20 protein-coding genes are annotated in these 22,779 nt (G+C 58.4%); 16 read left to right on the forward strand and 4 right to left on the reverse strand.

Going from position 1 to position 22,779, the window contains the following annotated elements:
- Positions 1 to 1,333: 1,333 nt before the first annotated feature.
- The 3 genes from NKJ20_RS20635 to NKJ20_RS20645 all read right to left on the reverse strand — a co-directional run bounded on the left by NKJ20_RS20635 (position 1,334) and on the right by NKJ20_RS20645 (position 4,241).
- Positions 1,334 to 2,413, reverse strand: a complete 1,080-nt coding sequence (locus NKJ20_RS20635; protein ID WP_352746441.1) for a phosphotransferase — start codon at positions 2,411 to 2,413, stop codon at positions 1,334 to 1,336.
- A gap of 14 nt (positions 2,414 to 2,427) precedes the next feature.
- Positions 2,428 to 3,756 carry an aspartate aminotransferase family protein gene (locus NKJ20_RS20640; protein ID WP_352746444.1) on the reverse strand — a complete coding sequence of 443 codons (1,329 nt, stop codon included), beginning with the start codon at positions 3,754 to 3,756 and terminating at the stop codon, positions 2,428 to 2,430.
- Between the two features lie 188 nt (positions 3,757 to 3,944).
- Complete coding sequence (locus NKJ20_RS20645) at positions 3,945 to 4,241, reverse strand: hypothetical protein (RefSeq protein ID WP_352746445.1); 297 nt, start codon at positions 4,239 to 4,241, stop codon at positions 3,945 to 3,947.
- 533 nt (positions 4,242 to 4,774) lie between these two features.
- Here NKJ20_RS20645 and NKJ20_RS20650 point away from each other — a divergent pair.
- The 14 genes from NKJ20_RS20650 to NKJ20_RS20715 all read left to right on the forward strand — a co-directional run bounded on the left by NKJ20_RS20650 (position 4,775) and on the right by NKJ20_RS20715 (position 21,320).
- On the forward strand, positions 4,775 to 6,028 hold the full coding sequence (locus NKJ20_RS20650; RefSeq protein WP_352746448.1) for a methylaspartate ammonia-lyase: 1,254 nt from the start codon (positions 4,775 to 4,777) through the stop codon (positions 6,026 to 6,028).
- A 15-nt stretch (positions 6,029 to 6,043) separates the two neighbouring features.
- Complete coding sequence (locus NKJ20_RS20655) at positions 6,044 to 7,195, forward strand: CaiB/BaiF CoA transferase family protein (RefSeq protein ID WP_352746450.1); 1,152 nt, start codon at positions 6,044 to 6,046, stop codon at positions 7,193 to 7,195.
- Between the two features lie 132 nt (positions 7,196 to 7,327).
- Positions 7,328 to 8,224, forward strand: coding sequence for an HpcH/HpaI aldolase/citrate lyase family protein (locus NKJ20_RS20660; protein WP_352746452.1), 897 nt, complete (start codon positions 7,328 to 7,330; stop codon positions 8,222 to 8,224).
- Positions 8,225 to 8,346: 122 nt separating this feature from the next.
- Positions 8,347 to 9,273: a LysR family transcriptional regulator gene (locus NKJ20_RS20665; protein ID WP_352746549.1), complete on the forward strand. Its 927-nt coding sequence runs from the start codon at positions 8,347 to 8,349 to the stop codon at positions 9,271 to 9,273.
- A 199-nt stretch (positions 9,274 to 9,472) separates the two neighbouring features.
- Positions 9,473 to 10,906, forward strand: coding sequence for an NAD-dependent succinate-semialdehyde dehydrogenase (locus NKJ20_RS20670; protein ID WP_352746454.1), 1,434 nt, complete (start codon positions 9,473 to 9,475; stop codon positions 10,904 to 10,906).
- Between the two features lie 6 nt (positions 10,907 to 10,912).
- A complete protein-coding gene (locus NKJ20_RS20675) occupies positions 10,913 to 12,457 on the forward strand; it encodes a fumarate hydratase (RefSeq protein WP_352746456.1) in 1,545 nt (514 codons plus the stop codon).
- 479 nt (positions 12,458 to 12,936) lie between these two features.
- Positions 12,937 to 13,434 carry an Lrp/AsnC family transcriptional regulator gene (locus NKJ20_RS20680; protein WP_352746458.1) on the forward strand — a complete coding sequence of 166 codons (498 nt, stop codon included), beginning with the start codon at positions 12,937 to 12,939 and terminating at the stop codon, positions 13,432 to 13,434.
- Positions 13,435 to 14,233: 799 nt separating this feature from the next.
- Positions 14,234 to 15,670, forward strand: coding sequence for a ThiF family adenylyltransferase (locus NKJ20_RS20685; protein ID WP_352746461.1), 1,437 nt, complete (start codon positions 14,234 to 14,236; stop codon positions 15,668 to 15,670).
- The gene (locus NKJ20_RS20690; RefSeq protein ID WP_352746463.1) at positions 15,667 to 16,164 is read left to right on the forward strand and encodes a Mov34/MPN/PAD-1 family protein; all 498 of its coding nucleotides are present in this window, start codon (positions 15,667 to 15,669) and stop codon (positions 16,162 to 16,164) included. Before NKJ20_RS20685 ends, NKJ20_RS20690 begins: the two co-directional genes overlap by 4 nt.
- Before the next feature lie 955 nt (positions 16,165 to 17,119).
- Positions 17,120 to 18,526, forward strand: coding sequence for an aminotransferase (locus NKJ20_RS20695; RefSeq protein WP_352746465.1), 1,407 nt, complete (start codon positions 17,120 to 17,122; stop codon positions 18,524 to 18,526).
- A 504-nt stretch (positions 18,527 to 19,030) separates the two neighbouring features.
- Complete coding sequence (locus tag NKJ20_RS20700) at positions 19,031 to 19,759, forward strand: helix-turn-helix transcriptional regulator (RefSeq protein ID WP_352746467.1); 729 nt, start codon at positions 19,031 to 19,033, stop codon at positions 19,757 to 19,759.
- A gap of 90 nt (positions 19,760 to 19,849) precedes the next feature.
- On the forward strand, positions 19,850 to 20,476 hold the full coding sequence (locus tag NKJ20_RS20705; RefSeq protein ID WP_352746470.1) for an acyl-homoserine-lactone synthase: 627 nt from the start codon (positions 19,850 to 19,852) through the stop codon (positions 20,474 to 20,476).
- 33 nt (positions 20,477 to 20,509) lie between these two features.
- Positions 20,510 to 20,767: a transcriptional regulator domain-containing protein gene (locus NKJ20_RS20710; protein ID WP_352746472.1), complete on the forward strand. Its 258-nt coding sequence runs from the start codon at positions 20,510 to 20,512 to the stop codon at positions 20,765 to 20,767.
- A gap of 277 nt (positions 20,768 to 21,044) precedes the next feature.
- Positions 21,045 to 21,320 (forward strand): DNA -binding domain-containing protein, encoded by a 276-nt coding sequence (locus NKJ20_RS20715; RefSeq protein ID WP_352746552.1) that lies wholly within the window; start codon positions 21,045 to 21,047, stop codon positions 21,318 to 21,320.
- Positions 21,321 to 21,332: 12 nt separating this feature from the next.
- Here the strand turns inward: NKJ20_RS20715 and NKJ20_RS20720 are convergent, their stop codons facing one another.
- The gene (locus NKJ20_RS20720; protein ID WP_352473864.1) at positions 21,333 to 21,608 is read right to left on the reverse strand and encodes a DNA -binding domain-containing protein; all 276 of its coding nucleotides are present in this window, start codon (positions 21,606 to 21,608) and stop codon (positions 21,333 to 21,335) included.
- A 215-nt stretch (positions 21,609 to 21,823) separates the two neighbouring features.
- On the opposite strand from NKJ20_RS20720, the gene NKJ20_RS20725 reads away from it, so the two are divergent.
- Entirely contained in the window at positions 21,824 to 21,970 is a 147-nt protein-coding gene (locus tag NKJ20_RS20725) for a transcriptional regulator (protein WP_352746554.1), read from the forward strand.
- A gap of 230 nt (positions 21,971 to 22,200) precedes the next feature.
- Positions 22,201 to 22,359, forward strand: coding sequence for a helix-turn-helix domain-containing protein (locus tag NKJ20_RS20730; RefSeq protein WP_352746474.1), 159 nt, complete (start codon positions 22,201 to 22,203; stop codon positions 22,357 to 22,359).
- Positions 22,360 to 22,779: the final 420 nt, after the last annotated feature.

Here is a 22,779-nt window from a genome sequence, read left to right on the forward strand (position 1 = left end):
CGTCCGCTCGCCTTTCTCGGCCCCGATCGCCTCCGTCATCTCGGCTTCAAGAACCTCCTGCACGACACTCTGCAATGCCTGGCGAAAGCCGTCCTCATCCGACAACAGCAACGCTTTCAACTCGCCTCTGCTCAGTCTAACGTCTCGATTGGTCATGGCACTTCCCCTTCCACGGGAATCGGTGATCGCAACGTCACCACCGTGCCATGGCCGCTCGCCCCTCAGAGCAAGCGCCGTTCTCTCTCCAATACTTTTTGCAGAACCTTCAGCACACTATCGCCACATAATCTCGCCCGACGCATAAATGCGGATCCCGGCCCAACGTCTCCTGAACCTGCAGAGCGAGACCCTGCATTCCGCGACGCATATCGTTTCGGGCGACCGCCAACCAGATCCGCACCTGGCTCGGAACCGGGATCATGAAACGCCCAGCGCCTTCACCATCGCCGCCGCCAGTGTCGGCGGCGTGGTCAGCGGAATCCGTAGCCGCACCTTGCCGGCGATCTCCAGCTCGATCACCGCTGGTGGCGCCGCCGGGCACCGAAGCGGCGAAAGGCTTATCGGGAACCACGACAACTTCGGCAAAGCCCGTCTCGCGGGCTCTCATCGTGCGCCGCCGCTTATAGATCGGGCTGGTCGCGACACCGTTCCATGCTCGCGCAGGGCGGCCCTCGCCGGAGGCGTACTGACGTAGTCGCAAGGGATTCGCAGGGATTGGTGAGGTGCTGATGGTGTGATGGTGAATGGTCGAACCGGGATCGGACAAACCCGCTCAGTGGCTGCCGCTCAAAAAGCGCGTTGACCTGTCTGGGATCCGATCCGCGGACTTCATCAGGGCCAGCGGCATGAACAGGCCGCACTCAAAGGCCATGCCTGCACCCGACCGACCCGTCATCAATGTCAGAAAGCCCTTGCCACGCGGAGGCCGTCCGTCCATACATGCCACTGAACATTCATCCAGCGGCGATTAGAGCCTCGGCCGTTTCTGCTCCTATACCATTCTTTGGACGGCCGGAAGGTGGAGTTTCCGGGCCTTTGCACGATGGCGGCGGCGCCATCGGAATGGCGGGTCAGTTCGTGGTGGAAATCAACAATCAGTCGCAATTTATCTGACGACGGACACCAGAGCCCGCATCTGCCCGTCAGTTTGAGGCGGCCGATGTACGGACCAACTTTGAAGAACAAACAACAAGCGACTTCTAGCCCCTAGCATTGCACGTACGGTCGCCGAGGTGCTCGATTGTATAGTGGTAGTGAGTAGGAAAAGCGAGAAATAGTGCCATACGTAATCCACGGTGTTCCCTCTAGCGCCACCTGCTTCCTATCGCTGCGCTCAAGTACCAGGATCAGCGGCGCGACAGCGGAATCGCGCGGTTACCTCATCCAGTGGTGCGCCCATGGCCCGCTCAAGGTTCGCCCAGTAATACTCGGCACTAGCGAGTAGCTCCTCGCTCTGGTCAGGTGCGCGTTCAGCCTTCCAGTACCTGATCAACGCGAGCATGGTGAGCCGCGCGAGAGCCGCAACTGGTAAAAGTGGAAGTTCTGACTCGTTTATCGGCCGGCTCTGCTTATACCCGGCGACAAAGGCAAAGGCATCCTGCCAAGGGTGATCCTGAGTGCGACCGATCAGGTGCGCGACTGTATTGGCAGGGTCAAACATCACCGCGCTATGGACAGTGTCACCAAAGTCAAGGATGGCCTTCACGAAGACATCGCTGTGCGGATCTACCACAACATTGTTGGGAGCGTAGTCACCGTGGATCACTTGCATTTCAAGACTTGGCAGCCTCGGCAGAACGACTTCTTCGAAGAGCTTGAAGACCCGTTGAGCCAGCATCCGGTGCTTAGGGTTTGGCGCGTACTCAACAAGCCCCGCCCAATCGAGAAAGTGCCTAATGTCGTAAACTAAGCTGCGACCGACAGCTGGATGCATAAATGATCGCAGTGCAATATTTACCTGCCCGAGGATATCTCCCACCTTGGTCAACTGCTCAACGTTGGCATCCATTTGCTCCCATAACAGGCCTTCGACAAAGCAGAAAACGCTGAGTGTTCGACAGGTGCCGTCCCCTAAGTCGATTGGAACGCTATCCCTTCGGTCAACGGTGGACTTGATCCGCTGGATCGGCAACGCGTGAGCGGCATCATCAAGATAACGGATCGCAGCAATCTGCAGCGCCGTAACTGGTTCGGGCTCGTCAGACGGTGACACCTTTACGAGGTATTCATTCGCATCGGCCTTAAGCCTGAACGTATGGCCTTTTTCACTGCCCAATCGCTCAAAGTGTCCACTGAGCCCATAGTGGGTCTGAAGCATGTTTTTCAACAGCAACCCGTCGATAGAATCGCTTGATGAGAGCAGGCTGCTCTCCTCTAGGAGCCGTTGCAGCACCACGCCAGGTGATTTGTTCATGTTATTAGAGCTTTCTAAAGAAGCTGTTTCGCTACGACGGCAAAAGTCTCAAGGAATCGGGACACATCGGCAGCGGCGAAAGCGACTGGAGGGCGAACTTTCAATACGTTACCAGCAGGGCCGGTCCGGCTGATCAGAACGCGACGGTCGCGGAGCTGATTGATGATGCTTTCGCAACGAATGGGATCGGGTTCGAGCGTCACTCGGTCCTCGACGATCTCGATCCCAAGATACAGGCCGCCGCCTCTGATTTCCGCAACATAGGGAGAATCCCTTGTCAGCGTTTCAAGTCCTGCCAGCAGGGTCGCGCCATTCACGGCAACGCGTTCACGCACGCTCTCCTGCTCGAACACGTCGAGCACTGCGGACGCCGCAGCTACAGAGATTGATCGGCCACCCAGTGTGTTGAAGTAGCTGACCTTCTGCCCGAATTCGTCAGATACCTCCGCGCGAAAGACGACGCCAGAGATGGGGAAACCGTTGCCCATCGCCTTACCCATCGTGACGATATCAGGAACCACCGCGTGGCGACTGAACCCCCACATCGAATCTCCGAACTGAGCGAACCCCGATTGAACCTCGTCAGCAATGTAAAGACCACCAGCGGCGTGAACCTCGTCCACCATTGCCTGCATGAAGCCTACTGGGTGAGTAAAAATGCCGTCGGAGGTGAAGGCGGAATCGGCAATCAAGGCTGCCAGCCTGTATCCATGCCGTTCGAGATCAATAATTGCGGAACGCACTTGATCCCGCATATAACCCTCGAGAGATCGTTCAGCTCCGCAAAGCCTTCGGTCCGGAGCGTCAATGAGTCGGACGTTCGGTCCGAGCGGGGATCCAACGCCTAGCATTGGGGAAAAACTCGCCACTTCACGAGTACGGCCGTGAAACGCCCAACGAGTAGCTATGATACCTTCACCGCCCGTATGGAACCTGGCGACCCGAATTGCCAGATCATTTGCTTCGGATCCGGTGCAGGGCAAGCTTAACTTCGACAGCTCAGCCGGGAATGTCGCAAGTAGCCGCTCAGCATAGGCAACCAATGGCTCTTGGGGGTAGCGTGTATCATTATTGACTGCGGCAATCTGGCGAGAAACGGCGTCCACAACATGCCTGTGGGCGTGACCAACGCCCGGAACATTGTTATACGCGTCGAGATAGTCGTTGCCGTCGCTGTCAATTAGGTGGGCGCCAAAACTCGAGACAAACTCCACCGGAATCGTCTCGGAAAACTGATAGCCAGGACCGAGTACCGCGCCCCTGCGTCGGATGATGTCCTTGAGTCGTTCAGGCAGATCGCTGATACCACTCGCGTCGATCAGCTTGGGGTGGCGCGCGGTCATCTCAGCCTGCCAGTGAACGATCGAAGAAACCCACCGGAGGTTCCATCGCATCATCTTCTATCTGGCGAATAGGAGCAACGGTTCGCATAAGAATGCTAGGTTCAACCTGAGCGCGAGATGTTGCAATCGTTGCGCCAACTGCTGCAAAAAAAAAGCATTCGTTCATTCGGAGTGCCCTAGGACTGCAATCAAATCCATGTCTTTTGATAAGCAATAAACAGCCGGCGGCCGCGGCCGTCCAATTCAGTTTGCAGATTGCTGTCTTCTCGCGACGAGATGACAATATGCGAGGCGATGATTGGAGCAGTGCGAGCGGGCGTCAAGCACAGCGCAGGTCGGCCGCGATACGCCGACGCCATTCCCCAGCGCGCTGCATTGTGGGAGTCAGCAGAATATCGAATCTCTGGGTCGCCGTACCCACCTGAAAGCGGATTTTCCGCAAGGCCCCATAAGCTCTCGAGGGTCGATTTGCTCAGCCCGGCCATGTTCGGAGTGCTTCAAATTGACCGGCTCCAAAGTAGTGGAGGCAATGCCGGCGCCATTGCCGTCGACCTGCGAATAGACCGGAGGCTGCAAGCATATTGAGTATAGTCACTTGACTTGTATGGCGGTGTGACTTCCACTAGCACGTGACCCATTTCCTCGAGGAGTGAAGCCGTCGCTTCCTGTGAGCGCAAGGCTTCCGCATCCAGATCGATCGCACCCCACTTGGTCCTTTCCGAGCGCCGGTCGACTGGGCAAGCCCCCCTCACATACCGACGGTTCGGCTGGACTATGATGAAAGGACCACCGGGATGAGACCGGACAAACATCGAGCGCAGGAGCCACATCGTATTGCAAAGAACAAAAGAGGCGGCGACCGTCCTAAAGTAAGGCACCAGCTATCTCAAAACGCGATGGCAATGCGCGGAACATTATATTGGCGGACCCAATGCCAAGTGGCACATACTTGGCGGGTAGCGGATCGAACTGCATCCGCCTCCGTTAACACCGTCCGACAGAAATCGAGCGAACTGAAGTGCAGATCAAAGATGTGCTCCTCGCGCCAGGAAAAGGCGCGTTTTTCTACGACGATCAGGCAGCCATAAGAGCCGGCGCCACGCAGGACGGTTTTGTCTATGTGGGCGAACCCGTTACGCCCGACTTCCGATCCATTCGCGTTCCGGCATCTTCGCTGAGTGTCGGGCTTGTCCTTGTCGACGACACCATAGTTTGGGGCGATATGATGAGCGTTCAGTATTCTGGTGCCGGTGGACGCGATGCTTTGTTTGAAACTGCTCAAATCTCGGATTTGACGTCGCGGGTTGTGGTGCCTCGGCTTATCGATGTCGATGTGTCTCGCTACCTTGATGCCTGCGCGAAGGTTTTCGAGCCCATCGGACACAAGCGGTTACCTCTCGCGATTGAGTATGGCGTCAGCCAGGCGCTCCTTCGCGCAGCAGCCCACCTTCAACGTACGACAATGGCAGAGATTGTATGCAGTGAATTTGATCTACCGCTGCCAACGAGCAGTGTCCCGATCTACTGCCAGAGCGGCGATGCTCGCGAAATCAACGTTGACAAGATGATTTTGAAAGCCGTGGATGTGCTTCCCCACGGTCTGATCAATTCACGGCAGAAATTCGGCGTCGACGGCCAGACCTTCATGCACTTCGTGAAGTGGGTTGCAGGGCGTACGCGCCAAATCGGCCGCCCGGGGTATCATCCGGTGCTGCACTTCGATGTGTATGGCTGGATCGGCCAGGAAATCGGCCTGGAGCCGCAAAGCATCGCCGACTTTATCTGCAAAGTTGCAGATACCGTCCCGGATTTCACGCTCAACATCGAGTCCCCGGCGGATTTTGGTTCGACGCAAGCCCAAATTGAGAACTACGCCAAGATCGTATCGATCTTGGACGACCGGGGTTCCAGCGCGCGCATTGTCGTGGATGAGAGATGCAATACGCTTGAAGATATTCGGCTGTTCGCCGAAGCGAAGGCGACGCATCTCGTCCAGATCAAGACGCCCGATGTCGGCTCAATTGCCGACACAGCGCGGGCCGTTCTTCTCTGCAAGGAAAACAAGGTCGGAGCGTATGTCGGGGGAAGCTGTACCGAGACAGATCTCTCGGCCCAAGTTTCTGTCCACGTATCGGTGGCAACCCAGGCCGACATGATGCTTGCAAAGCCCGGAATGGGTGTCGACGAGGCATTCTCCATCGTTGGGAATGAACAAAGCCGGTTGCTTGCGATGCTGAACCGTCGTCGATCTCAAACCGAAAACGTTGTATAAAAAGCACGGTGTCGCATGCAGAACTCTCTTGAGGGGATCACTGTCGTAGCCGTGGAGCAGGCCGTGGCCGCGCCTTACGCGTCTTCCCGTCTTGCTGACGCTGGCGCCCGTGTCATCAAGGTCGAGAGGCCCGAAGGGGATTTTGCCCGAAACTACGACAAGTTGGTGCGGGGACAGAGCGCTTACTTCGTCTGGCTCAACCGGGGTAAGGAGTCGGTTTGTCTAGACCTGAGGCAGGAGATGGATCGCGAGGTCCTCGACACGCTCGTTGCCAATGCTGACATCTTCATCCAGAATTTGAAGCCAGGCAGCATCGAAAAACTGGGTTTTGCGTCTGCTGATCTCCGTCGACGTTTTCCGCGGCTGATCACCTGCGACATCTCTGGTTTCGGGGAGGGGGGGGCGTATTCCCATTTGAAGGCTTATGATCTCATCGTCCAGGCTGAAACAGGTTTATGCGCGATCACCGGCACCCAACGAGGGCCCGCGCGTGTAGGGGTCTCGGTTTGCGACATCTCGGCAGGCATGACGGCGCATAGTGCCATTCTTCAGGCGCTGTATCACCGCGAGGTCACCGGCGAAGGGACCTGCATCCAGGTGTCACTTTTCGACGCCGTCGCAGACTGGATGAATGTTCCGGTCCTGCAACACGACTACAGCGGCTATCACACAGTACGCGCGGGCGTGAAACACCCGTCGCTAGCGCCGTATGGCGCATATTGTTGCGCCGACGGCAAAGAGGTCATCTTTTCGGTTCAGAATGACCGTGAATGGGTGAATTTCTGCGAGAAGTTCCTGAAGCAGCCGGCGCTCACACGCGCACCTGGTTTTGTTGACAATATGGAGCGTCTCGGTCACCGTGCGCAACTTGACGAGATCATTGAACGGCGGTTTTCCGAACTGTCCTGCCACCAAGCAATGCAGGAGCTCGAGGCGGCCGGCCTAGCATATGGTCGACTGAACGAAGTGGCGGATGTTTCAAAGCATCCACACATTCGAAGGGTCGAGGTTGGAACACCCGAAGGAACCGTCCAGACGATAGCGCCGGCGGCGATTTTCAATTCTGAGCACCCCTCGCTGCGACCGGTTCCGGCTCTTGGCGCTCATACCGAGGCTGCCCGCGAGGAGGTTCTGGGGCTTTTGCGCGAAAGAGCCACGTCAGCGTGAGCGCGCGTCTGAGTAAGGTGGGTCTGCTCGCGGTTTACGAAGAGCCTGTTTACCTCGGAGAATCTCAGCGCATCGGCCATCCAGCAAGCCCATGCCGCCACTCTCCCTGGGATTGATCGCAAAGGCGACTCCATGATCAAGGACAGCTTTACGGCCGTTGAAAGCGCGATGCCTGTACCACGCTGGAGATCCCTGCTCTTCGTACCCTCTCACGTTCCGCGGTTTGTGGAGACGGCCCATGAGCGGGGTGCAGATGGCGTCATACTCGACCTTGAGGACTCCGTCCCCCAGGATCAGAAGGGCGAGGCGCGGCGGCAACTTCGTGAATGCATGACAAAGGTGAGCCGGAAAGGCGCATCTGTTTTGGTCCGCGTCAATCATGGTTTGCGCGCTTTGGCGGCGGATCTCGATGCAGCAGTGATAGCAGGTGTTGACGCGCTTGTTCTTCCGAAGACGGATTCGGCAGAGTGGGTTGTAGAGATCGCGAATGCGGTTTCAGAACTTGAACGAGAAAGAAATCTTCCGCTGGGACGCATCCGGTTCCTTGCCCAGATCGAGACCCCGGGCGCCCTGCATCGGCTCGCGGCCATTGCGTCAGCGCATCCAAGGATGGTCGCAATGGCGCTTGGTCCTGAAGACTTCAGTGCCGCTGTTGGCGGCGCCCCGGAATTCGACCTTCTCTTGACGCCGAACCTTTCTGTTCTTTTTGCCGCTCGCGCGGCCGGGTTGCTCCCGCTGGGCTTCATAGGAAGCATTGGCGAGTTCTCGGACACTCATAAACTTCGTGAAACCGCAGCGCATGCGCGGCGGCTTGGCTTTGCCGGAGCTTTGGCGATCCACCCGGCACAGGTAGCCATATTCAACGAGGCTTTCTCGCCTAGCCCACAGGAAATGGAGTGGGCCCGCCGCGTCGCTGCGGCAGAAGACGATGCCGCCACGCGTGGACTGTCCGCATTCTCGTTGGATGGTAAGATGGTTGACCCGCCAGTGGTGCGTCGCGCCCACGAGATTCTGGCGCGTCAGCAATAACTGACCTGCCTGCCGGAAAAAGGCGGTTTTCAGGACGGCCAAATGGTTTGTCTTGCCCCCTATCTCGTTTCGAGATAGAAAAGAAGGCGCTGGGGATCATGCCCCAGTTGGATTTGGTCATCGTGGACATCAGGCAGTTAAGATATTTTGTCGGCGTCGTCGAAGCCGGCAGTTTCACGAAGGCGGCTACGACTCTTAACGTTGCTCAAAGCGCTCTGAGCCTGCATGTGCGTCAACTGGAGGAAGGTTTTGGCACCCAACTGCTGGTTCGCGACAGGACCGGTGTCAGCGTCACGGCGTCCGGAGACAAGCTGCTTGAGCGCGCGCGGAACATCCTAAAAGAGATCCAGCTTACCGAGGCGGAACTGACCAACACAGTGACTGCTCCTTCCGGAGAGGTGACCATCGGCATTCCGTCAGGAGCCGCACGCGTCCTTAGCGGTCCCCTGCTTGAAGCAGTAAGAAACGAGCTGCCGAGGATCTCGCTCAAGATGATCGAGGGCATGACGGGACCGCTGGAAGAGTGGATGGCTGCGGGCCGTTTCAATCTGGCGGTTCTGTACCGGACTGCGGAGAGCGTGGGGCCAATGACGGTGCTTGCTCGCGAAGAGTTTTGCCTCGTAGTGCCGCCGGGTCAACCGCCTTTCGAAGATACGATTCCGCTCGCCGAACTGCGCGCGTTTCCGCTGGCAGTTCCCATGCGCAATAACAATGTCAGGCGTTCGGTCGCTGATGTCGTTGCACAACATGGTTGTGTGCTGGACGTCAGATTCGAGGTCGACTCCCTTTCTACGATCATCAATATGGTCATGGAAGGAAAGGCGTATTCCATCCTTACCCCATCGGCCATTCAGAAAGAAGCGTCTCAAGGTCTGGTTCGGACGGTCAAGATCGTCGATCCGGTGATTACCCGTTCCGTCGTGATCGCCGTAAACCCGAAGGATGAGCGCTCTCCAGCCGTCTCCGCCGTCCGCAAAATAATCCCCAAGGTGGTGAAGACTTTGATCGAGGGCAAGCGCTGGTCAGCCACGGTTCCGGATCGGGTTTAAAAAATCCCCAAGCCAAATCCTTCCAGCGCTACGGCCCTTCGCGGCTGCTTGAGCGGTATCAATCTGGATTCGAGATGGTTTTCGGCGACAATCGATATTTGACCGCATGCAACTATCGCGATGAAACTGAACAGAAGTGAGCCCATGGTCGGATCTCGGCTGGTCTCGCATTGGCAGAAATACTCAAGCGGAGCATGGGATGTCCAACGCCACGAGCTATCAGCTTTTCATCAATGGCAGATGGCGAGCCGGTGGTAGCGGCGCCACTCTGCCGGTAAGCAATCCGGCGACGGAGAAGGTATTTGGCTCAGTGGCCTCGGCGACCGCGTCGGATTTGGATGAGGCCCTCGCTTCGGCAGAACGCAGCCGCAAGGCCTGGTCCTCACGGCCTGCAAAAGATCGTGGCGAGATCCTCGTAGCAGCCGCCAGGATTTTGGCAGCAAAGGTTGGAGTGGCAGCGAGGGACCTGTCGGCCGAACAGGGAAAGACGATAGCCGAAGCGACAGGTGAGTACGGGCGCGCCGTCGAAACGTTGGAGTGGAACGGCAGGCACGCCGAAGAGCTGTCGGCCCCTGTTCCGATGGGCCCGAACCGGATGATCGTCCCGGAGCCCCTTGGCGTCGTTGCTGCTTTTACGCCGTGGAACTATCCCGCCGTTCTCATCGCCCGCAAGCTCGCCCCTGCTTTGGCGGCGGGCTGCCCGGTGATCCTCAAAGGGGCTGAAGAGACACCAAGCGCGGCTGTCCACTTCGTCGAAGCCTTGCGACAAGCGGGTATCCCGGACGGCGTGGTAAATCTTGTCTTTGGTGTGCCGGTGCAAATATCCCGGCATCTCCTCAACTCGCCGATCGTCAAGGTCTTAACGTTCACGGGCTCTACTGAGGTTGGAAAACAGCTCGCCAAGCTCGCCGCGAATAACTTGCAGCGGTGCATCCTCGAACTCGGTGGGCATTCCCCGGTCGTTGTATGCGAGGATGCCGACCTGGCTACGGCCATACCGGCAATCACGGAATACAAGTTCGAGTGCGCGGGTCAAAGCTGCAATGCGCCCAGCAGGATCCTCGTCGCGCGGCCTCTCCATGTGGAATTCCTGTCCCGGATGACAGAAGCTGTCCGCAACATGAAGATCGGCCCGCCCGACGACCCGGCGACGAATATGGGGCCAATGGCGAACGCGCGGGGAATCGAGGCCATGCAGCGTCTGATCCAGGATGCGGTCGACCGCGGCGCCCGCATCGAAACCGGCGGCACCCGCCTCGACCAGCCGGGATTTTACTGGCCGCCAACCATCCTGACAGAGGTGCCGAAGGATGCGAAAGTGCTTCATGACGAGCCGTTCGGGCCGATCCTCACCGTGACGCCGTTCGACACTATCGAGGAGGCGATCGAAGAAGCTAACGCCACTGAGTATGGCTTGGCTGCCTACTTCTTCACCGGCGCCACCGATGCGAAACGGGCGCTGATTGGCGGTCTTGCGGCAGGCGCGATCAGTGTAAATTACCTAAAAGGTGTTTCCGCAGATGCACCATATGGTGGCGTCAAACAAAGCGGCTACGGATATGAGGGCGGCGAGGAGGGTTTTCGGAGCTTCCAGCACCTGAAACTAGTCAACGGGTTCGGGTCATTCGGATGAGATCTCGTGAATAAAAAAACACGGACTATTGCCGGCAAGGATATCACAAAGAGCGTCGCCGACGCCCTTCAGTACATCTCGTACTACCATCCTCCCGACTATATCCGGTACCTTTCGCAGGCATACGCGCGCGAACAGAGCCCGGCGGCGAAGAACGCCATCGGGCAGATTCTGCTGAACTCTCGCATGGCGGCCTTCGGGCGGCGCCCGATCTGCCAGGACACCGGCCTCGTGGTGGTCTTCGCAAAGGTCGGCATGGACGCCCGCATCAAATCAACGGCCAGTTTCGCGGACCTCGTGAATGAGGGCGTCCGCCAAGCATATCTCGACCCCGACAATCCCCTTCGACCATCGGTCGTCTCGGATCCGCTTGCCGGCCGGGCGAACACGCGTGACAACACGCCGGCAGTCGTCCACGTAGACCTCCTGCCCGGGAACCAAATTGAGATCACCCTCGCCGCAAAAGGGGGCGGCTCGGAAAACAAGGCGCGTTTTACTACCCTCAACCCCAGCGCGTCCGTTGCCGACTGGGTCGTCGACACCGTTTCGACGCTGGGCAGCGGATGGTGTCCGCCCGGCCTGATCTCGGTCGGCATCGGTGGCAGCGCTGAAAAGGCGATGCTGCTGGCCAAGGAGGCCATGAACGAGCCCATCGATATGTCGGAACTGATCGTCAGGGGGCAGTCAAACGCGGAGGAGGCGTTGCGGATCGAGCTTTATGAACGAATTAATGCCCTAGGCATCGGCGCTCAGGGGCTCGGAGGTCTGACAACAGTCGTTGATGTGAAAGTTGCAACCTATCCTACCCATGCTGCGTCCAAGCCCGTGGCGCTCATTCCGCAATGCGCGGCCAACCGGCACCTGAAGTTTACCTTGGACGGCTCTGGACCCATCAGGCTTGAGCCGCCAGACCTTTCCGAATGGCCCCAGATCGGTGATGAGGATTTGCACATAAGCGGCGTCCGGCGGGTCAATCTCAATGCGCTCACAAAGGAAGAAACGGCAGCGTGGCGCTCCGGTGAAACCCTTCTTTTGTCCGGGAAGATGCTGACGGGCCGTGACGCCGCCCATAAGCGAATGGTGGATTTAATCGATGCCGGCAAGCCGCTCCCAGTCGATCTGCGGGGACGCGTGATCTACTACGTCGGACCCGTCCGCGCAGTGAGGGGCGAGGTCGTCGGACCGGCCGGCCCGACGACCTCAAGCCGGATGGACGGCTTTACTGAAAAGATACTCGCCGAGACTGGCCTATTTGCGATGGTTGGCAAAGCGGAAAGGGGACCCGCAGCTATCGAGACGATCGTCAAACACAAAACTCCCTATCTGATCGCAGTCGGTGGTGCCGCCTATCTGATTTCAAAATCGATCAAGGCGGCGCGGCTTGTTGCCTTCGAAGACCTGGGCATGGAAGCCATCTATGAATTCGAAGTGGAGGACATGCCCGTCATCATGGCTGTCGATGTTGAGGGAAACTCTATTCATAAGTCCGGGCCGCTTGAGTGGCGTAAGCGCATGGCCGCCGACAGCATCGCCCGTAGCATCGGAGTTTGAGTTTTCCGGTCTGCGCGATCCGCCCAGACTCTCGCGCCGGATTTTGGACCGCAACGGTAACACAGACTGCACTCTGGGGTTCAGCTCCTCGGCGATCCAAATAAGAAAGGTCTTCAAGTCGCTCTCGTTTCGAAAATGCCCGGATGTTAAACTGGTTCGATCGGCGGCCATGCGAATCGATGCTTGGTGCTGTCAGGGTGGCAATCAGGTCAAGCACCGCCGGTACTGACAAAGCACCATCCATTTACGCCCAGATCGATGCCGACAGGCGATCACCGCTCTGTGCGTCATCGCCCGCGTGCCCAACTGTTCTGCATCCCTTCTGATTGGATCGCTCTCAGTCAGATGACATTCGTCAACCTCACACTGACGCGTTTCGGGCCGAAGACAGATGTGTCCACTAAATTCGCTCGCTTCGATCGATGATAGAATTTCTGGGCACCAATTGCCCCTTCGACCACGGTTGAGAGAAACAGATCATGAAGTCGAAACCAAATCCAGTGCAACTAGACGCTTGGGATATCCGGATTCTCTCAGAGATCCAGTCAGATGGTCGGATTTCAAAAAGCGAGCTCGCACAGCGTGTTCACCTTTCAGCGTCGGCCTGTTCAGAACGGCTCCGCGCGCTGCAAGCCGCAGGCATCATTGAGGGTTTCTATGCACGACTCAGTCCAGCCCTCATCGGCGGCATCATCTCTATCATGGTGGAAGTGGTTTTGGACCGCCATCGTATCGAGGACCAACGGCACTTCGAGACTGCGATCCAACAGATTCCGGAAATCCTGGACTGCTGGGCCATCGGAGGGCGGATCGACTATTTGATGCGGGTTTCATCTCATTCCATGGCTGCGTATCAGGATTTCATGGAGGGATTGCTGCAGGCAGGCTTGGGTATCAACCAATACTACAGCCTTGTCGTGACGAAGCCAGTGAAAGCCAATTCACCAATTCCGTTGTCCTCCTTCAAGCGGAGATGAACTCTGAAGCGTTGATTTCGTCGGTAATTAGTCCCGATTCCGCGAATTCATCGGTCAAATACGCACATTTCCACGAAATTCGAGAGGCCATTGCGCATATAACGAGCCAGTCGACCGAGTGTTCCCCGTCAATTTTTCGGGCGGAAAGCAACGAAGCGTTTGAGCAATCTAGTCGGAAGATCGAAAAGTTCTACGCCCAGGATGTAAGCTCAGAAGCACATTATTGCCAACAACCGTGTTGACTGCCGGCCCTGCGACAAGCTCACAAATGGAGGCCAATTATGGCTGGACGACCCGACAACCGCGGAAAGGGACCACCAGATAATCCCGGAAAAGGACCGCCTCACGGAGTGCCTTCCGGGCCGCTTCACGGTGTTCCGAAGGGGCCGCCTGATCCGCCCATGCCCCCGCCGCGCAAGGTGGGATGAGAGGATGGTTGATCCCGATTCATCCATGACGACCCCGGCGCAGCCAGTTCCCCGCTGGGAGAGGCGTTATCCGGGGCGGCTTAAATACGAACTCGACGCACTGCACGCCGCCGGGATAACGCCTGAGATTGACGAGCCGGCCCTCGCTGCCGGGCGATTATCGCTCACATTCGACTGGCCGCTCGATACGGCGACGCCCCTTCGTTTGCAGGCTGTCTTTCCCGACGCCTACCCGCACTTTCGGCCTCAGGTCTTTCTGCTCGCCGGCCTGGCCCCCCCCGCCGGCGCGCCACCGCAGTCCTATCGAGGGCAATCTCTGCCTGCTCGGCCGCGACACCCGGCAGTGGACACCGGGCTGGTCGCTTTGCACGTTGCTCGAAAAACAGCTCGCCGACTCCGTGCGTGGTACCGGTGAGGAAGACCAGCAGGGCGAGCCTGCCGAATACTGGTGGAACAACCTTGGCCGTAATTCCGGATCTTATTGTCTGATCGACAGCGGCTGGGATGTCGGCGACACCTCGCAGGGCACATTGCAGCTGCGTTACATACAAGATCAAACGGTCAAAGTGGAGGCCGAGAACGGTCCAATCCATATTCCGGCGGTCAGGGCCTATGTCGAAGAGGTTCGCGCTGAGGATGGCCAAGTGCTTCACCAATGGGCGGGTCCGCTCCCAACCGACTTGGCCGACGCCAAGAATCAGCTGGAGGTTCCGTGGGTAAGATCAAAAGACACGATGCTGCCCGAACCTCAGCTCGACGCACAGCTAAAAAGGCTCCGCCAAGATTACTCATGGCTCCAGCGTACCCGGTCACGAAACTACGGTTCAGGTCTGAAGTTTGACCTCTGCGCACTCGTCTATCCGAGCGAGCTCACCTTTGGTGAGACGGGCCTCGGCTGGTGCTTCGTCATGGTCTTCGGTCATGCGCACGGCTTTGAGCCGAAGAAGAACAAAGCCCCCAAATCACTGCGTATCACGGCGTTGCCCGTTTTTCGCGCCGGGCCGGGCGACATTGGCTGGCGCGTTCCGGCCGTTGCATTCCTCAAAGACAAGCGGATCCTTGTCGTCGGAGTTGGCGCCGTCGGCGCACCGGTAGCGATCGAACTTGCTCGCAACGGATGCCGCACCCTCGATCTCGTCGAACATGACATTCTTGAGCCCGGAAACACGATCCGCTGGCCGCTGGGCGCAGCCGCCTGGGGTCAACGCAAGGCAGACGCCTTGCAGGCTTTTCTCGCTCGCCAGTATCCGGCAACCGAAGTCCGTAGCCATTCGCATTTTATAGGTATTGCGGCGCAGGCTCTGAGCGATCCGGGTGACGACGATATCCTCGACTCGCTCATCAGGGACGCCGATCTCGTTATCGATGGCAGCGCTTCGCACGGCGTCACAACGCTGCTGGATGACCGCTGCCGAAGCGTAGCCGTTCCGCTCATAAGCTTGTCCGCGACGCCGACGCTGGAGGGCGGCACCGTTGTCCGGCACGTCCGCGAAAGCGGCTGCCCGAACTGCCTTTTGCACGCATGGCACAAGCACGAGATCGAACCCCCGCCAGGACAGGATGCCGGTGACGAGGCCCTGACCCAGCCGGCGGGGTGCAGCGAGCGCACATTCACCGGTGCCGACTATGATCTGCAGGAACTTTCGTTGCAGGCGGTGAGGCTGGCCATCGATACCCTCTCGGGTAAGGCGGACGATGGTTCGGTCGTGCAGACACTCAGCTTTGTTGATGATGAACGAGCGCGGCGTCCGCCGCGCTGGCGTGTCGATTCGCTGCCCAAACATCCGGACTGCCGGGGCGGGCATTGATTTTGCCGGATGTCGATGTCTGGCTGCCTAACACCGTGACTCAGGAATGCGCGGTTGAAGCCGACACCAAACTCCCATTAGAAACCGGCGGCACTTTCATGGGCTGGTGGTTGAATCCTGATACCGCCGTCGTAACCGCCATGATTGGTCCCGGACCCGGCGCCCTTCACGAGCGCTTCCGGTTCCAGCCGGATCAGCAATGGCAGCTTGAGCAGATTGCCGCCCACTATGAGCGTTCGGGTCGCCGCGAGACTTACCTCGGCGACTGGCATAGCCACCCCGGCGCTTCGAGCGGCGCGCTGAGTTGGACCGACCGCGGCGTCCTTCGCCGCGTTATCGCCACACCAGAAGCCCGCTGCGCACTGCCGCTGATGATGATTCTATGGGGTTCTTCCGGCACATGGCAGCTGACGGCGTGGCGAGCACAAACGGTGCCGCGGGTGGTGCTCTGGGACAAGCTGCATCTCGATCCGGTGCAGATAAGGGCCTTTTGAAATCTCCGCACACGCAGATGCCAGCGGCTTGATGAAAGGCATGACCTGGCATCCGCTTCGGTCAGGCGATGATCCGGCCAACCTGAGCGAGGAACGGCCTGCCCGACAGCGTGGGCTGCAGCGGGTGAAGTCGCAAACGGCCGCGCCCGCCGGCGTGGACCCGCTGCATTGCTCCTGACGACCCATGCGGCGACCTGCTCCGCCGGGGCCTGGCCGATTGTCGCTTGTACACGCAGCGCTGGCTCATCGAGCAGTTCTTCCGAGTGATGAAGACCCAGGGCTTGAAGATCGAGACAGCCAATTGCAATCGGGACAGATGGAAGCGTCCACTGCTGTGTGGACACGGTGTCGAGCCTTGGCGAGCGTCCAAATCTATGCGAAAGAAGAATCTAGAGCACGTCCTGGGATCGTAAGTCGATCGTGATGTGAAGAGGGGACCTTTGCTGCTCGATGAGGAGACCGCGGAGGGTCTTCTCGAGCATGCTTCCCCTGCCGCGCGACTCAGCGATCCCAACGCCTTCATAACGCTGCGAATCTGCTTAAAGAGGGTGGCAATCCTGAATAGCCCAAGGCGTGCCGCCACGAGCGTGCGCATCACCATATGTCCGAACATATCCCGGCGACACGAAGAACACATCGCGGAGGTTCTGTTGGGCTGCTGGATGGGGGCCTTCGGACAGCGCATCTCGTAATACCAGTCACCGGGTTTATGCGGTACCTTCGCAGACATTCCCTGACGAACAGAACACGGCGACGGCCGCACTGATGCCCTTATCCGCCTCAAGGAGAAGGTAAATCCAGAAGTTGGTTTTCACGTTGTTTCAGGCCGATTTCAGCGGATTCGTCGGTTAAAGAGGTGCATTCCCGCGAAACTCCAGAGGTGTTTATGGATATGCTTGTTTCAAATAGCGGCTGGCCAAGGATTCTCCGCCGACTGCTCGCGAGGAGAGGAACTATGAGCTTGAGCAATCTGGGAACCGAGCAACTCCGGGAGAAAGATCGAAACTTCGTCTTTCATCCGTCGACGCACTTGGCCAAGCACAGCCGCGGCGAGACGCCAAATCGAATCATGGCCGGCGCAGAAGGCGTCTACATCTGGGATACGGAAGGCCGAAAGAGCCTTGACGGTTTCGGAGGACTCTACTGCGTCAATATGGGATATGGTTGCACGGAGATTGCCGACGCCATTGCCAGGCAAGCACATGAACTGCCGTTCGCGCATGTTTACGCCAGCCAAGGCACCGAGCCGGTTGCTCTCTTGGCGGAGGCTGTGGTCGAGTATTTCGGTCAAGATATGCGGAGGGTCTATTTCGGCCTCTCCGGTTCCGACGCCAACGAAACCAACATCAAGCTGGTCTGGTATTACAACAACATCCTCGGCCGCCCCGAAAAGAAGAAGATCATCTCGCGCAATCGCGGATATCACGGGTCCGGGCTGGTCACCGGAAGCCTGACAGGGCTTCCCTTTTTTCACGATTTCTTCGACCTGCCTTTGAATTTGGTGCGCCATACGACGACGCCCCACTACTATCGCCAGGCGCGCGACGGCGAAATTGAGGAGGCGTTCTCCAGGCGCTGTGCCATCGAACTTGAAGCCCTTATCCTCGCTGAAGGCCCAGAGACCGTTGCAGCCTTCATCGGAGAACCGGTACTTGGGACCGGCGGCATCGTTCCGCCTCCGAAGGGATACTGGGCTGCGATTCAGGGGGTGCTTGACAAGTACGACGTCCTTCTGATTGCCGATGAGGTGGTCTGCGGCTTCGCGCGAACCGGTGAGAAATTCGGGTCCCACCTCTATGGCATGCGTCCGGATTTCGTGACCATCGCCAAGGGCTTGAGTTCAGCCTACCTGCCCATCTCCGGGTCAATCATCGGCGACCGCGTCTGGTCGGTGTTGGAACAAGGAACGGAAAAGCACGGCCCGCTCGGCCATGGCTGGACATATTCCGGTCACACGCTTTGTGCGGCGGCCGCGCTTGCCAATATTAAATTGCTGAAGGAAAGAAACATCTTGGAACATGTTCGGGATGTCGGACCCTATTGGCAAGCCCGCATGAAAGCCGAGCTGGAGGGACATCCCATCGTGGGCGAGGTTCGCGGCGTCGGCATTTTATCCGCCGTGGAACTGATGCGGGATCCTAAAGGGCGGGTACCATTTGAACCCGGACTTCAGGTCGGCGTGCGCGCCGCCGCTGCTCTGTTTGAGAATGGTGTCATCGGCCGCGCTATGCCGCATGGCGATATCCTCGGCTTTGCCCCGCCTCTGATCATTACCCGAAAAGAGATTGACATCATCGTCGACGCGACCGCGAAATCAGTCGATACGACCTATCGCGCGCTGAAGGCGGAAGACGCGATATGATCTGACGTGAGATGACGCCTTCCACTCGGACCGCCCAGGATATCACGTCCGGCGCAAAGCCACGCTCTTCGCTTTAAGGCAACTTGCATCGACTGTGTGCAAGCCGCTGCTGAAATGCGACGCCAATCTTAAAACACAGCACCGCCTTCGCGTCCGGTGACGTAGGGCTGCTGCACGAATTGTCGAGGTGACGCTCTCACAGACCACAGACCGCAATCTACCGTGATGCTGAGCTCCTCCATGGAAAACAGTCCCAACAGCCCGCAAACAGACACCCCGACCGTAAGGTAGTGCAACCAAGAGGAAAACTGCCACCTGCTAACATATGACGCTGGAATGAGGTCTCGATGTCGATAACAGCGCCGTCGAAGCACGTATCGCCCTCCCAAGGCGCACGGCCCGGCACGGAGCTCAGTCTCCGGCCGGGCCTTCAACCCAGAATGGCTGCGCATTGGCCCCGCCCGTCTTGGCTCCTGGAGGGGCAGAACTCACTGCAGTTTAGCTATGCAAGACGCTTTTCATAGATTTGTAGAGCAGATAGCAGACAGCGCTGACGCGACGGACCTGCGCAACGCTCTGGGCGAGATTGCCTCTTCGCTCGATTTGCCGTCTTTTGCCTATCTTTTCCCTTCGCCTGGCAAGGGCCGCAAGGTGCGCCTGATTTCCACCTACCCTCAATCCTGGACATCTCACTACCTTCACAGTCGGTATGAAAAGATTGACCCCGTTATCCATCAGGCGCGTGGTGGTCAGGAACCGTTCAACTGGGATGCGCACGGTCCTGATCTCGAACTATCGACGCAGCAGCGACAATTGATGGATGAGGCGACGCAATTTGGCATTCACTGCGGCTTCACGATCCCGATCCATGACAGCACCGGTACTTTTGCAGCACTGACCTTCGCCTCCGATGAAAGGCGACCACCGTTCTTTCGCCTGATTGATCGATATGATCGCGTGCTGCAGCTCATCGCGGTCTTCTTCCATCTTCATGCCTGTCGCAAGCTGGCCGACGGCAGGACCGTGGCTGGCGTTGCCCTATCGCGAAGGGAAATGGAATGTCTGAAGTGGGCGGCTCGCGGCAAGACGGCGTGGGAGATCGGCCGCATCCTTGGGATCAGTCGGCGCACCGCGGCCTTTCATCGGGATAACGCCAGGGATAAGCTTGGAGTGAAGACGGCTATTCAGGCAGCTGTTCGGCTTGCACTGTCCCGGCCATCTCTCTTCACCTGATCTCCGAAACCTGGGCACATACACAGGTTGTATCAACTCCGGCCTTTGCCTTCAATCGCAGGTGTTATCCATGCGAGGGAGAAGGCCATCATGATGCAGTTGATCACGCCGGATTGTTACGCTGAGTTCAGCGACGAGCTCGAGCAGATGCATCGCTTGCGGTATCGCGTTTTCAGGGATCGACTTGATTGGGACGTTTCGTTCAGCGGTGGCTTTGAGGTCGATCCGTTCGACGCGCTTCGTCCCCATTACCTATTGCTGCGTGCGCCCGCCGGACGCATCGACGGCTGCGTGCGCCTGTTGCCGACTACAGGACCGACGATGCTGCGCGATAGCTTCTTCGCTCTCCTTGCCGACCGTCCAGCGCCGGAAAATCCGCGTGTTTGGGAAAGCAGCCGTTTTGCGCTTGATCTGCCGCCTTCCGCGCCCAAACAGGCGGGCATCGCAATTGGCACCTACGAGCTGTTTGCCGGAATGGTTGAGTTTGGTTTGTCACGCGGTCTGCGCAGCATCGTCACCGTAACCGATCTGCGCATAGAGCGCATCTTGCGTCGCGCCGGCTGGCCACTCGAACGGTTGTCCGATCCGCAAACAATTGGCAACACACGCGCCGTTGCCGGATATCTCGACGTCTCGAGAGAGAGCTTGGAAGCCCTCCGTCGCAATGGCGGGCTCAAGGGCCCGGTCCTGTGGACCCCGGTCATTAAGATCGCCTGAGCCTGCAATCCAACCCTTTCTGGAAATAATGCAATGGACGAAACAAGACCTGGCCCTGCGTGGCCGGACTGGCAAGATGATGATGCCTATGGCTATGTCGAGCGGCTGACCAGCCGAGGCTGGGCCTGGGAATTCCTCAGGCGCAATCCGGACTTCCAGAACGATCTGGCGAACGCGCTGCGCCGTGCCGAGCGTACGAACGCCGGGGCCGTGGACATAATCAGCCTGCCGTCGAACACTGCCGATCTTTCGCGCTGGGGCCTTCTGTTTTGCAAGCTCGAAAGCAAATGATGCGAGCGTCTTCTGGTGCCCCCGCCAATGTCCGCATGTTTTGCCCCTTGCTGCCGAAAGAGCGGCGCGGCCTGGCGGGATCGACGTGCTCGATCTCGCCGCGCGCTCCTGCCGCATCTCCATACTCGTTACGGGAGACGGGCATCAGCACGTCCTTGTTGAGGACAATGGCAGGAGCTTGCAGTTGGCTGCTTCAGGCCTCAGCCTCCTCGAACCTGTGCGATTGACTTCCTCCGTCTTCTGGCCGCCTGAGGAACTCAAGCAACGCCTGAACGGGATGGAATGTCTGAACGGCCTCCGTTCGACCGGAAGGCTGCAATCGGGATTCTTTCCAACCGAACCCCGTCGCACGCGGTTGCGCCGAGTCTTGCGTGCGCTCGATGGCTCCATCGCTGGCGCGCCACACCGCGAGATCGGCCTCGCCCTCTTCGGTAGAACCCGCGTCGAGCAGGACTGGGCCGACCCCGGTGACCATCTTCGCGACAGCGTCCGCCGTGCAGTCAGACGCGGGCGCTCGCTTATGAACGGTGGGTATAAGCGGTTTCTTCTATAGTGATCGTCACTATCAGGCCTCTTGGCCAGAGAACAGCTCTTTGTACCCCGCGATCACCAGCCAGTGGGCGCGCGCGAGATGGCTGCGAACCGCCTTTTGGGCGCGAGCCGGCTCTTGCACTGGATCGATGCCCAATATCGCCTGCGCCATCTCTTCTTCGCTGGCATTCCCGGCGCATGCGTCTATGAGTCTCAGATAGATCCTGAAGTGCTCATTGTCATAAGCGGTCAGGCTCTCCGCCCAGGGGACCTCGTCGGCAACAGCAGGTTGGAGCAATCTGTCTTCCATCTCGTATCTCGCTATGAATTATCCCGCGTCCGCCTTTGACTGGACAATATCCTAAAATGGGATAATCCGAAACTGGGATTAGTCGGTGAGCCAGTTCTTCCTGGCCGGTTCGTCTGATGCCGAAATCCCTTCGATCACCTCGCCAGCGCTGGCTGCTGAAAAGGTTGATAGCGGCGCGCAAAAATAACGGATTCACCCAGAGCCAGGTTGCTGAAATGCTAAGCCGCCCGCAGTCGTTCGTCGCCAAGTATGAGGGTGGTGAACGTGGGCTGGACGTAATTGAGTTTCTCGACGTGACCGAGGCTCTCAAAATCGATCCTTGCGAGCTTCTGGCACAAATGCGTCGCTCTCGTGACCTATAGGTGGCGTCGCACTTTGTTTGGGTGTCAAACTTCACGATTTACGTCCTTGAGTTCTCGGATCAGCGGGATTTGCCCTCGCTAAAGTAATGCCGTGCAGCCGCTCCCCTTTGTTGTCTCTGATTTTTGTAGAGAATCCTCCGTGGTGAAATCCTCGACAAGAGGTGCTTCTCGTCCATGGAAATCCGAGAGGTCTTTGCCCGCAATCTGCGTAGGCAGCGCCAAAAAAGAAATTGTCGCAGGAAGCGCTGGCGCATGAGCTTGGCGTCGACCGAACATACGTCAGCGCACTTGAGCGTCGGTCTATGCCGCCAGCATTGATATGGTGGCAAAAACTCACCAGAGTGCTCGGAATCGAGCCGGTCGATTTACTCAACCCTCATGCTGAATAGATCTGGAAGCACGGACGAAAGCGCGGTTGATGAGACTCGACCAGAAGGTTTCCAGGCATTCATGCTGCTGACAGGAGCGCCCGCGCGCCTAACGACGCGCACGAGGTGCTCGTGAACCGAGCCCGCTTTTCTTCGGCAAGCTCAGGCGGTCTCGGCCATTCGGCTTCGCCCCTTGGCGTGGGCAGCCCTTCGGGCTGTGACGGCCGCCGCCCTTGCGGGCGGCGCGGTTTGTCTGTTGGCCTTTCCCGGTGGCGCGGGGTGGGCGGCACTCCCTTCTAGGCCCGCCGCGGCAGCCCGCAACCCTTCGCGTGCCGCTCAGGGTCCTCCTCTTCGTTCCGGTCCTTCGGATGCGGTCCGCCTACCACGGCGGGCCTTTCCGGTCGCGACTCGCCGCCCATCCCCCTTCCGGGGAAAGGCGCG

Source organism: Mesorhizobium sp. M0185 (assembly GCF_040322175.1).
In the GTDB taxonomy this organism is placed as follows: Bacteria; Pseudomonadota; Alphaproteobacteria; order Rhizobiales; family Rhizobiaceae; genus Mesorhizobium.